The 11,584-nt window shown below is 68.7% G+C and carries 11 protein-coding genes; 7 read left to right on the top strand and 4 right to left on the bottom strand.

The annotated features are described in order from the left end of the window. Positions 1-46: 46 nt before the first annotated feature. Positions 47-784 carry a DNA repair protein RecO gene (gene recO, locus ML539_RS12385; protein WP_243324289.1) on the bottom strand — a complete coding sequence of 246 codons (738 nt, stop codon included), beginning with the start codon at positions 782-784 and terminating at the stop codon, positions 47-49. 39 nt (positions 785-823) lie between these two features. Between recO and ML539_RS12380 the strand changes: the two genes are divergently transcribed. Further along, positions 824-2,584, top strand: a complete 1,761-nt coding sequence (locus ML539_RS12380) for a transglutaminase-like domain-containing protein (RefSeq protein ID WP_243324287.1) — start codon at positions 824-826, stop codon at positions 2,582-2,584. Here the strand turns inward: ML539_RS12380 and ML539_RS12375 are convergent. Further along, positions 2,554-3,060 carry a MarR family transcriptional regulator gene (locus ML539_RS12375; RefSeq protein WP_243316939.1) on the bottom strand — a complete coding sequence of 169 codons (507 nt, stop codon included), beginning with the start codon at positions 3,058-3,060 and terminating at the stop codon, positions 2,554-2,556. The genes ML539_RS12380 and ML539_RS12375 overlap by 31 nt on opposite strands. A 74-nt stretch (positions 3,061-3,134) precedes the next feature. Here ML539_RS12375 and ML539_RS12370 point away from each other — a divergent pair, with 74 nt between their 5' ends. From ML539_RS12370 to ML539_RS12360, 3 genes are all read left to right on the top strand, one after another. Then, a complete protein-coding gene (locus tag ML539_RS12370) occupies positions 3,135-5,048 on the top strand; it encodes an ABC-F family ATP-binding cassette domain-containing protein (protein ID WP_243324286.1) in 1,914 nt (637 codons plus the stop codon). Positions 5,049-5,128: 80 nt separating this feature from the next. Next, positions 5,129-6,133 carry a DUF3450 domain-containing protein gene (locus ML539_RS12365; RefSeq protein WP_243324285.1) on the top strand — a complete coding sequence of 335 codons (1,005 nt, stop codon included), beginning with the start codon at positions 5,129-5,131 and terminating at the stop codon, positions 6,131-6,133. A 31-nt stretch (positions 6,134-6,164) separates the two neighbouring features. Then, complete coding sequence (locus tag ML539_RS12360; RefSeq protein ID WP_243324284.1) at positions 6,165-7,022, top strand: hypothetical protein; 858 nt, start codon at positions 6,165-6,167, stop codon at positions 7,020-7,022. A gap of 60 nt (positions 7,023-7,082) precedes the next feature. On the opposite strand, the gene ML539_RS12355 is transcribed toward ML539_RS12360, so the two are convergent. Continuing rightward, positions 7,083-7,733, bottom strand: coding sequence for an outer membrane beta-barrel protein (locus ML539_RS12355; protein WP_243324283.1), 651 nt, complete (start codon positions 7,731-7,733; stop codon positions 7,083-7,085). Between the two features lie 210 nt (positions 7,734-7,943). Between ML539_RS12355 and ML539_RS12350 the strand changes: the two genes are divergently transcribed. The 3 genes from ML539_RS12350 to ML539_RS12340 are packed head-to-tail and all read left to right on the top strand — an operon-like array spanning position 7,944 to position 10,861. Then, positions 7,944-8,720, top strand: coding sequence for a Smr/MutS family protein (locus ML539_RS12350; RefSeq protein ID WP_243324596.1), 777 nt, complete (start codon positions 7,944-7,946; stop codon positions 8,718-8,720). A 37-nt stretch (positions 8,721-8,757) separates the two neighbouring features. Further along, entirely contained in the window at positions 8,758-9,669 is a 912-nt protein-coding gene (locus ML539_RS12345; protein ID WP_243324282.1) for a PfkB family carbohydrate kinase, read from the top strand. A gap of 31 nt (positions 9,670-9,700) precedes the next feature. Beyond that, entirely contained in the window at positions 9,701-10,861 is a 1,161-nt protein-coding gene (locus tag ML539_RS12340) for a LysM peptidoglycan-binding domain-containing protein (protein WP_243324280.1), read from the top strand. A gap of 43 nt (positions 10,862-10,904) precedes the next feature. Here ML539_RS12340 and ML539_RS12335 read toward each other — a convergent pair whose 3' ends face one another. After that, entirely contained in the window at positions 10,905-11,489 is a 585-nt protein-coding gene (locus ML539_RS12335; protein WP_243324278.1) for an RsmG family class I SAM-dependent methyltransferase, read from the bottom strand. Positions 11,490-11,584: the final 95 nt, after the last annotated feature.

The following is an 11,584-nucleotide window of genomic DNA, read 5'->3' as shown; positions in this document are numbered from 1 at the left end:
CCGGCGGCCCCGCCAAGGCAAATTTGGGCCAACAGGAACCGCGGCCTCAAATCGTCCGCCAGAGCACCTCATAGCTCCGGAGGCCGCCCCCCAGCTCCTGGATCAGGCGGGAGCGCAGCAGAGCCGTGACCGCCACCTGGGCCTCGTTCGCGGGATCCAGCCGCGGGGCCGCGTCGGCGCTGCCGGTGCGGAGGCGCCGCAGGTATTCGCGCGTCCCGGGAGGCAGGGCCTCGGCGGGATCCACCGGCGTGCACTCCGCACAGGACCAGCCATGCTCGGGGCTCAGGAGGACCAGCGGCGCCACCTCGTTCCCGCAGCGCCCGCAGACCCGCGGGTGGGGCAGCAGCCCCAGGCAGTGCAGCAGCCAGTGCTCGGCGTAGGCCAGGATGCCGAGGGCGTTGTCCGGGTCGGCCTTGAGGGCCCGCCCGCAGGCGCTCAGCAGCCGGTAGAGGCGGTCGTCCTCCACGCCCTCCTTGGCCACCCGGTCGAAGAGGTCCGCCAGGCAGGCCATGACGAGGCTGCACTCCAGGTGGCCGAGGGTCAGCGGGCTGAAGGCCAGCTCGCAGCGGGTGACCCGCTTCAGCTCGGTCTGCTCCTTGCCGAAGAAGCTCACCTTCACCATGCCCAGGGGTTCGAAGGCCGCCACCCACTTGGCCGTGGGCTTCTTCACTCCCTTGGCCAGGCCCGACAGCCGCTCCCCGTGCTCGGACAGGAAGGACACCACGGCCCCGCCCTCGGCGAAGGGCACGGCCTTGAGCACGATGGCGGCAAAGGTCCGGATCACCCTTCCAGTCTGCCCGGATTCAACCGGTAGACTGGGGAGATGCGCGCCTCCCTCCTTTTCGCAGCCGCCCTCGGCGGGGTCCTCCTCGCCCAGGACTGCCCGGTCCGGACCTACCGCCAATGGGTGGGCGGACAGGAAGTGGGCGGAGCATCCCAGGAGACGAAGACCCGAGGCGGCGTCCGCGAGGTGCGGAACCGCGAGTGGCTGTCCATCTCGCGCCTCGGCCAGGAGATCCGCCAGGAAGTGGACCAGACCGCCCGCCGCGGCACGGACGGCGCCATGACCTTCACCTGGCGGCTCCAGCTCTCCAAGGAGCCCTTCGAGGGCCGGGCGGAGTGGTCGCCGTCGGATCCACGTGCCTTGAACCTGCATCCCCTGAACGGGGCGGCCCTGCGCACCCAGGTGCCCGACGGCGCGCTGCTCTGGCCCGAGGATCTCGATGCCCGCCTCATGGAGGCCGCGCGGCTGCGCCGTCCCGTGAAGGCGATCACCTACTCCTTCCCGGTCCAGCAGTGGAGCACCCTCAGCCTCGAACCGGCGGGGGCGGTGCCGCTTCCCGGCTTTCCCGACGCCGTGCGCTTCACCGGCCAGGAGACCCAGGGCGCGTCGTCGGCGCCGGTGGAAGTCTGGATCTCGCCCACGGCGGGCGAGCTGCGCCAGAAGACCGACCTGGGCGGCCTCGCCATCCTGATGCAGCGTGCGGAGCTTCCCCCGCCCGAGGCCCGCGCCGGCGATGCCACGGGATTCTTCGAGCGCACCCTCCAGACCCTGCCGCCCCACCCCTTCCAGCCCTGGCTGCAGAGCCTGACGCTGCGGGCCGAGGGATCCCCGCCGTCCCTGCCCGAGGACGCCCAGCAGACGCGGCTCCCCGATGGCCGGTGGCGCCTCTCCCAGGCGGTGCCGCCCAGCCCCGCGGAAGCGGCCCAGTCCCCCGTGACGGGCACTCCGGTGCCGGAAGAGGCCCGCTACCTGGCCCCCAGCCCCCTGGTGCCCTTCCGTGATCCCGCCTTCGACGGCCTCCTTCGGCGCATGGCCCTGCCTCCAGGCCTGCCGCGCTGGGAGGTGGCGAAGCGCGTGACCGCCTTCGTCTTCGACTGGATCTCCGACAAGGACTTCACCGTGGGCTTCGCCTCGGCCCTGGAGGTCTGCCGCAACCCGCGGGGCGACTGCACCGAACATGGAGTGCTGGCTGTGGCCCTGCTGCGCCGCCTGGGCGTCCCCGCCCGCGGCGTCACCGGCTGGGTGGGCCTGGGCGAGACCCTTGGCCTGCACTTCTGGGTCGAGGTGAAGCTGAAGGACCGCTGGGTGCCCGTGGACCCCACCTTCGACCAGGCCCCGGCCTCGGCCCTCCGCATCAAGCTCGGGGACACGGATCTCTCCGACCTCGGCAGCGTGGGCTGGGAGGGCGCGGCCCAGGCCTTCTCAGGCGTCCGCTGGATCCCTGAGCGTGAAGGCTCAGCCCCCTGGGGCAAGGGCATCCGAATCGAAGGCGATCAGGTGGCGACCTCCGACGGAAGCGTCCTCCGGCTGCCAGGCGGGCGGTGGGACCTGCGGCAGGGCACCCTCAGTTTGAACGGAACCTGGAAGGTGGAGGCCGTCCCCCGCCCCGGGCAGGCCCAGCTCAAGGGGAACCGGCGGCTGGCGGGCGCCCGCACCTTCCGCCAGGGCTGGTGGGATCCCGCCTCGCGCCTCCTGTGGATGGACCTCGGACAGGGCCGCTGGCTGCGCCTGGACGGCGTGACCGAACCGGCCGCCTATCAGCTGCTGGATCAGTTGATGGCGCCCACCAGGTCTTCCTGAACCGTCTCCTCCTGGTGGAGGCAGTGCTCCCGCAGGCGCTCCAGCCAGACCGACATGTTCAGGCACTCCTGCTCGTCGCAGCAGCTGGTCATCTGGGCGGCCATGCTGCGCACGGGCTCGTCGAGGCGCTCCATGAGCCGCCGTCCCTTGGGCGTGATGACCACGCGGCTGACGCGCCGGTCCTTGGGGTCCGCCACCCGCTTGAGCAGCCCCTGCGCCTCCAGGCGATCCACCAGGCGCGTCACGTTCGCGAAGCGGTAAATCATGCGCCGCTCGATCTCGTAGATGGGGTGTCCCTTGGCCGGGCCGCCCCGGGCGATGCGCAGGACGTTGTACTGCTGGATGGTGAGGCCATGGGCCTCGAAGAGGCGTTCCTGGACCCGGACGACGGCCTCCCGCGTCAGCATCAGCTGCAGCACGAGCTGGACCCCCGGGGACGGGAGCTTCGACATCTGGAGTTCTTCCTGAAGGGACATGGCGACCTCACGGAATTCTTTGCGGGCAAGGATCTCCCCATCCATGGGATTCTGGAAGGTCTTAGGAGCCCTTCTTGCCTTCTATCGCCCTGAGTTTGATCAATGTCACGAAACGCTATGGCGCGACAGCCATTCTGGACGGACTGAGCCTCGGTCTCTTCCAGGGGGAGAAGGTCGGTCTCATCGGGCGCAACGGCGCGGGGAAGAGCACGCTCTTCCGGCTGCTGACCGGGGACGAGACACCCGATTCCGGCGAGGTGGTGATCACCCAGGGACTCCGCGTCGCGCGCTTGAGCCAGGAGCCTCATTTCGCCCCGGGCGCCAGCATCCGGCAGGCCCTGGAAGCCGCCCTGGCGGACCATGCGGCCCTGCTGGCCCGCCACCAGCGGATCCACGAGACGCTCCATGGCGCAACTGGCCTCGAGGAAGCAAGGCTGCTTGACGAACTGCAAAGCGTGGAACATCAGATCGAGCACTGGGGCTGGGATCTCGAGCCGCGCCTCAAGGCGGCGGCCACCACCTGGGGCCTGGAGGACCTGGACGCCGAGGTGGAATCGCTTTCCGGAGGCTGGCGCAAGCGCGTGGCCCTGGCCCAGGCCTGGCTCAAGGAGCCGGACGTGCTGGTGCTGGATGAGCCCACCAACCACCTGGACCCTGACCAGGTGGAGAAGCTGGAAGCCTGGCTCCAGGCCTTCGGGGGCGCCCTCCTCCTCATCACCCACGACCGCCACCTGCTGGACGCCGTGGTATCCCGGATGCTGGAGCTGGAGGACGGCGGGCTCCGCAGCTACGAGGGCGGCTACAGCGACTACCTGCTGGAGAAATCGGACCGGGAGTTCCGCGAGGCCCGCCTCACGGAGCACATGCAAAACCGCCTGCGGCGCGAGATGGCCTGGCTGAGGCGCGGCGCGAAGGCCCGCACCCGCAAGTCCAAGCTGCGCATCCAGGAAGTGCTCGACCTCAAGGACACGGTGGAGGACCGCACCCGCCTGGAGGCGCGCCAGGGGCTCGCCTTCGCCGCCGGCGGCAACCGCAGCGACGCCCTGATCCGCGCCGAGGGCCTGCGCTTCGCCTACCCCGGCGGACCCGAGCTGCTGGATGGCCTCGACCTGAGCCTCCAGCGCGGGATGCGGGTGGCCCTGCTGGGCCCCAACGGCTGCGGGAAGTCCACCCTGCTGAAGGTGCTGCTGGGAGACCTGGAGCCCCTCGAGGGCGAGGTGTACCGCCATCCGAAGCTCGCCACCACCACCATCTCCCAAGGGCGGGGTGAGCTCGACGGCGCCCGCAGCATCCTGGACAACCTGGCGGACCGCGCCGCGGTGGTGGACACCGGCAGCGGCACCCTGCTGGCCCACGTCTACCTCACCCGCTTCGGCTTCCCGGTGGACCAGCAGAACCGGAGCGCGGCCACCCTCAGCGGCGGCGAGCGCAACCGCCTCCTGCTCGCCAAGGCCATGCTCAGTCCGGCCGACCTGCTGGTGCTGGACGAGCCCACCAACGACCTGGACATCCCCACCCTCCAGAACCTGGAGGAGGCCCTGCTGGGCTTCCAGGGCACCCTGCTGCTGGTGAGCCACGACCGCTTCTTCCTGGATCAGGTGGTGACCCACACGCTGGCCTGGAACGGCGAGGGTTCACCCCGCTGGGAACTCTATGAGGGCGCGCCTTCCACCGTGCGCAGCCTGCGGGAGGCCCGGGCGGCCTCCCTGGAGGCGGCCCGCGCCGCGGTGAAAGCCGCGGTGCCGCGGGCCCGCAAGCCGGGGCTCTCCCAGAAGGAGCTGCGGCGTCTCGCCGAGGTGGAACAGGCGATGGACACCCTCCATGCCCGCCTGTCCGAGCTGGATGCGGCCCTGGCCGACCCATCGGCCTTCCTTCGGGCCGACAGCCCGGGCCATCAGGCCCTGAAGGACCGGGACGCGGCCCGCGCGGAATTGGAGGATCTCGAGATCGCCTGGCTGGAGCTGGAGGAAAAGCGGCAGGAAGGCTGATCCCATCACAAGTTGTCCTTGGGGCGGACAGGCCTTGGGCCTTTTCGCTACCCTGGAGCCTGGACTTTTACGGAGTGCCCATGCGCCCGATGCCTCTCATCCTCTTCCCCGCCGTGGCGCTGGTGGCCCAGGCCCCCGCCCCCATCGACCTGACCCAGCGGTTCAATGCCGAGCTGCCCGGGATCAACCAGATGCTCAAGACCTTCCAGGCCCAGGAGGCCATGAAGAAGGTGGAGGGCCTGATCCCCGCCGAGCGCCCCGCGTTCAACGGCGCCAACCTCCAGACCATCGGCCAGAGCATGGACAATGCCCAGGGTCTCCTCTCCTTCTATCGCCTCTGGGCGAACGCCGCCTCCGAGGCCGGCCAGTGGGAGAAGGCCCTGGAGATCCAGGACAAGCGGCTCAGGACCGCCCAGGCGATCAAGGCGGACCTGGAGAAGGCCCAGTCCCCCATCGCCGCCCAGTGGGACAAGGCCGCCAAGGATTCCCAGGAATACATCGCCAAGCACGCGAGCCGCCAGCAGGAGCTGCAGACCGGCCTGAAGGCCCTGCAGGACGAGATCGCGGCCGTGAACTCCAAGCAGACGAAGCTGGATGCCAAGGGCCTGGAAGACCTCAAGGCGCGGGCCGCGAAGGCCCCCGAACAGCAGCAGGAGCTCGACCAGATCAACGCGGCCCTCCCGGTCCACAAGCAGAACATCGCCAACGCCCCCAAGGTGATCAAGGTGCTCGCCGACAACCGCAAGGAAGCCGAGGGCATGGTGAAGGCCGCGGAGACCTCCCTCGCCAAGGCCAAGGAGGTTCTGGCCAGCCAGAACGACGAGATCACCAAGTTCAACACCGAGCAGGCGATGAAGAAGATCAAGATCGTCGGCAAGAAGAACTGGGTGGACGCGGTGCTCCGCAACCACGAGAACGTCACCAAGCTGAACGGCACGCAGACCCAGGCCGCGTTCCTCAACCGCCTGCTGGTGCTGGATCCCGGCAACGCCACGGCCACGAAGGCCCTGGACAACCTGAAGCAGGGCAAGGAACCCTTCGCCAAGGAAGCCAGGCCCACCAAGAAGGCCGGCAAGAAGAAGTGAGCACGCCGCGTACGACCTGGAGGGAGCGACCATGAGCCGCCTCGGAATCCTGTTTGCCTGCGCCCTGGCCGCCAGCCTGGGCGCCCAGAGCCTCACGGATCGGTTCAAGGAGGTCCGGGGCCCCTGGGAGCTCCAGCTGGAGCGGGGTGACGCCTCGACCGTCCGCCGCGGGGTGGAGGCCCTTCTCGGCCGGGAGGGCCTCACGGTCAATCCCTCCGACTACAACGACATGCACGCCCTCGCGGCCCTCCGCAGCCTGGCCGCCCGGGCCTGCGTGGCCGAAGGCAGCTGGGAGGAGGCGGTCCTCCATCTGCAGAAGGCGCAGGCCGCCGCCGAAGAGAACCTGGCGACTGCCGAGCCCCTGCTGGCCAAGACTCGCGCCGAGCATGAGGCCAAGCTCCAGGAATTCCGGAACGCCATGGACAAGCAGGCCCCGCGGCTCAAAGAGCTGGACGAGGCGCCCGGCCTGACCCAGGAACAGATGAAGCTCCGCCAGCAGCTCCGGATCTTCATGGACGAGCAGAAGGCCGCCATCGCCCACAGCGAGCGCGCCCTGAAGGACATTGACGGCATCCTTGAGCGGCTGCGCCAGACCAAGGTGAACACCACCAAGGCTGCCGAGGACTGGAAGGCGTTCCTGGATCGCGAAAAGGCTGAGATCGCCGAGGCCGGCGGCACCGCCCGCTTCGTGGCCGGGAAGGTGGAGCAGGTGAAGGCCGACGATGCCCGGCCCCAGCAGGAGCGCCTGGCCTATGCCCGCCGCCTCCAGAAGCTCGATCCCGCCAACAAGGATGCCACCCGCCTCGTGAACACCCTCCTGGGCAAGGACGAGCCGGCCGAGCCGGCCAGGCCCAAGGCCCGGAAGAAGAAGGCCGCTCCCAAGAAATGAGCCCTGCCCTGAATGAAGAAGCGGCCCGCGAGGGCCGCTTCTTCGTCGGTGGAAGAAACCCTAGAACACGAACCCGAACCCGACCTTCACGAAGTCGGTGGCGGGGGGATCGCCGGCATCCACGTCGTGGGAGGTGAGGGTCTTGTGGTAGGTGGCCTCCAGCGTGAACCGCAACCCCGCGTCATAGCCGAAGCTGTGGCCGAAGCCGAGGGAGCCGCCCATGCGGCTCTTGCGGGTGGTGTCAGTGTAGTCGTAGAGAGGATCGCCAAAGCTGCGATCGAACTGCTCGAAGTCCGCCGAGAGCCCCGCCACGAAGTAGAAGCCGCGGTGGCGGTAGGCGGTCCCCTCGGGGAAGATCTGCAGGTCCCCACCCAGGTTGAACATGGAATGGCGAAGGTTGATGGTGGTCTCGCCCGGGGCGCGGTTGGTCCCGTTCTCGGCGGATCCGCTGACGTTCAGGCGGATCGCCAGGCTGCGGTCGACGGGGAAGCTGACCGTGAAGCTGCCGCCGAGGCCCACGTCGTAGGTCTCCTTCTGGGGGGGGATCACGTAGCCCGCGGAAGGACTGTAGTAGGCCGGGTAGGTCTTGCTGGAGAACTCCCCGGTGGGGATGGTGAGGTTCAGGCTGAAGCCCATGTGCGGGGACTGGGCGTGTAGCGCTGCGCCCGAAGCGAGGAGCGTGGGCAGCAGGAGCATCGAGATTCGGCGCATAGGGCCTCCAATGGATGGTGCTGGAAAACTACGGAGCGAACGGCATGCCAGCTTAGGGCAAGCCCCGTCAATCCTTGGATCCAGCGCAGAATACTCCGGTTGAGGCCCTGGCGCGATCGCGGCGTTTTGCCTCGGTCGCGTGCCGGATTGCAACAGCAGGCTTTGGGCCGGGACCGCGATGGCCTACTCTGGACAGGACGAGGATGGTTCATGGCGTGGAAGCAGGATCTGGCGAAGTTGAAGCAGCAGCTGGGAGCGGAAGGGGTCCCTGCCCCTGCGCCGAAACCCGCTCCCAAACCCGCCCCGAAGCCATCGGCCCCCACCAGCCTGGATGACGAAGACGAGGTCTTCCTGTCGGCCATGGGCCTGAAAGCCAAGACCCCCCGCCCGGCCAAGGCCTCCCCCGAACCCCCGGCCGCGCCGTCCGAGGCCCCCGTCGCACCGCCTCCGCCCGAGACCTTTGAAGAAGCCCTCAAGGACCTGAAAGGCCTGAAGCCGATTCCGCGCGGGCCCATGGCCCAGGCTTCCCCAGCCCCAGCCCCGGTCACGGTCCCGGCGATCAGGCCAACTCAGGTTCCGCCGCCCCCCCCAGCGGAGAAGGCGCCCCCGGCTCTTCCCCCGGAGCCCCCCACAGCCATCGAAGCGGCCACTCCCGCCGGCACGCCGGAGGTGCCCCCGCCCTCTCCGATGCGGTTCCAGCTGGCGGCGGGGATGGCCATCGATGTGGACGGCGTGCTGGACCTCCGCGGCCACACGCTCCAGGACGCCATGGACCGACTGAAGGACCGCCTGGAGGACGGCCTCGTGCTGGGCTGGCGCAGCCTCCAGGTCATCCTGGGTCCGGAGCCGGCGCTCCATGAGGGCCTGCTGGCCCTGTTGGCCTCCGGCAAGACGCCCATGGTGGCGCGGTTCGCCCAGGCGCCGGTGCCCATGGGCGGCAGCCAGGCCTGGCTGCTCTATTTCACCCCATCCCAGCCCCAGTCCTGATCCGGTTGCCTGGTTCGAATCACATGGAGTTCCCCCGATGAGTCTGTTGGTGGTTGGCAGTGTGGCCTTTGATGACCTGGAAACACCCTTCGGCAGCCGCGAGCACGCCCTGGGCGGCTCCGCGACCTACTTCTCCCTGAGCGCCAGCCGCTTCCATCCCGTCCGCATCGTCGCCGTGGTGGGGGAGGACTTCGGCCCGGACCAGATGCGTGTCTTCGAAGGACGCCCCATCGACCTGGCGGGCCTGTCGAAGGTCAAGGGCCTGAGCTTCCGCTGGAAGGGGGCCTACGGCTATGACCTGAACGAGGCCCAGACCCTGGCCACGGACCTCAATGTCTTCGCCGACTTCAAGCCGGTCCTGCCCGGCGGCTACCGGGAGTGCGAGTACCTGTTCCTCGGGAACATCGATCCCGTCCTGCAGCTGGACGTGGTGCGCCAGATGGCGAAGCGGCCCAAGTGGATCGCGCTGGACACCATGAACTACTGGATCCGGGGCGCCCGTCCGGCCCTGGACGCGGTCCTGAAGGAAGTGGACATCCTCCTGGTGAACGACGCCGAGGTGCGGGAACTCACCCAGGAATACAGCCTCATCAAGGCCTACAAGAAGGTCCGGGCCCTCGGCCCCAGCACCCTGGTGGTCAAGCGCGGGGAGTACGGTGTGGCCCTCTTCACGCCCGAGGGGATCTTCGCCGCTCCGGCCTACCCCCTCGAGAACGTGTTCGACCCCACCGGGGCCGGGGACACCTTCGCCGGCGGCTTCCTGGGCTACCTGGCCTGGATCGAACGGGCAGATGTGACCGCCCTCAAGCACGCCACCCTGGTGGGCTCGGTCATGGCCAGTTTCACAGTGGAACAGTTCTCCACGGAACGCCTCGAGCAGATATCCCAGGATGAAGTTCGCAACCGCTTGGCATTATTTTCAGATATGATCCGCGTCGAAGACCTATAATCAGCACCACCTAATCCCCTGGGGGTCCCTGATGCACCAGCCCAATCGTCTGCCTGTCGGTCGGCGGCGCGCCCTCGCGCTGGCACCCGGTCTCTTCATGGCCCTGACCTTCGCTGTTCCCGCGCTTGTGGCCCAGGAGCCCGCTGGCACGATCAAGGTCGAGACCCACAGCTCGAAATGGGATTATCCCAAGGAAATCCAGGTGCCAGAAGGCTCCCGCACCCACACCGTGGAGAAGGGGGACACCCTCTGGGATCTGTCTGGGAAGTACCTGGGCAATCCTTACGCATGGCCCCAGATCTGGGAGCTGAACCAGTGGATCAAGGATCCGCACTGGATCTACCCCGGGGATCCCCTGATCATCGACCTGACCCGCGCCGTGGCGACCGCCGCCTCCGTCCCAGAATCCGTCTCCGGGCTCCAGCCCGACCGGCGCGGCTCCTACACGGCCGCCAGGCGGCCCGAGCTGGGCTTCGCCTTCCAGGACTTCATCCAGCTGCCCTTCTTCGCCCCCGACGGCGCCGAGGCGCACTACAAGAACCAGGGCGCCTTCACCCTGACCGGGAACCGCCGGGATGACCGCCAGCACCTCGCCGAGGGCGAGACTGTCTATATGAACGGCGGCAGCGAGCAGGGCGTGAAGGTCGGCGACCGCTTCCTCATCCTCAAGACCGTGGCCCGCAAGGTCAAGCACCCCACCACCAAGCACAAGATGGGCGACGTGGTGCAGCAGGTGGGCGTGCTCCGGGTGGTGACGCCCCAGCCCAAGGGATCCGTCGCCATCATCGAGCGCTGCCTCGACGGCGTGGAGGTGGGCGATCATCTGGTGCGCTTCACCGAGCCGGCGAACCTGCCCCTCCAGCTCCGGACGGACACCACCGATCCCGTGAAGATGGCCCCGAACTCGGCCGTGGTCGTCTTCGCCCGCGATGCCCACCAGCACACGGCCATCGGCGACATGGTGATCGTGGACAAGGGCACCAACGACGGCCTGAAGGTGGGCGACGTGCTGCTGGCCGTCCGCACCAAGACCTTCCCCGTGGGCCCGGACGACGACCGGAAGAAGGCCACGGAGACCACCACCCACTACATCGGCCAGGCCCTGGTGGTCCGCACGGACGCCCAGACGGCCACCTGCCGGCTGCTCAGGACCACCGAGGAGATCCTCCTCGGCGACACCCTCACCCGTTGAACCCTTGAACAGACTGGCGAAGACCGGGGCCCCTTCGGGGGCCTCAGTCGTTCCGGCGCTTCAGTTCCAGCACCACACGCCGCCCCCGGGTGGGCAAGGCATAGGGATGGGGGGTGGCCTCCCAACCGGGGGGGAGGACCTCCCCGGACCAGTCCGACCCCTTGAGCGCCAGAAACGGAGCGTCTGGTTTTCCGTGCCGGTCCCACCAGGCCGTCAGCTGCCCCAGGGATCCGAGGGCCTTGGCGGTCCCGAGGTCCGCCTCGAGGGGGGACAGGTCCTCCAGGCGGCCATGCACAGGCCGGAGGTTGGGCAACGGCAGCTCCAGGGCCACCTGGCGGACGAAAGCCAGCTTCTTGGCGGAGGCATCCACCGCGAGCACCTCCAGGTCGGGGCGGGCCAGGGCCAGCACCACCGCAGGGCAGCCCATGCCGGTTCCCAGATCCGCCACCCGGCCTCCCGGGGGGAGGGCTTCGAGGAAGGGAAGGAGCGCCGACGCATCCAGCAGCAGCTCTTCCCGCCGCTCGGATGGGGCGAGGGAGGTCAGGGCGTGCGTGCGGTTCCACCGCTCGAGCAGTTCCAGGTAGCGGCCCAGGGGCGCGGACAGGGAGGCGGGCAGGTGAGGCTCCATGCCTCAAGGATGCCAGGGATCGGCCCAGGGGATTGAATCCTTGCTGGGCCGATCACTTCTCTTTTATATTCAATATTTTTAAGACATTTTGGTTC

Origin of the sequence: Geothrix sp. SG200 (assembly GCF_022808935.1) — a bacterium.
In the GTDB taxonomy this organism is placed as follows: domain Bacteria; phylum Acidobacteriota; class Holophagae; order Holophagales; family Holophagaceae; genus Geothrix; species Geothrix alkalitolerans.
The sequence above is the reverse complement of the archived record's forward strand: the minus strand, read 5'-3'. Positions and strand labels throughout refer to the sequence as shown.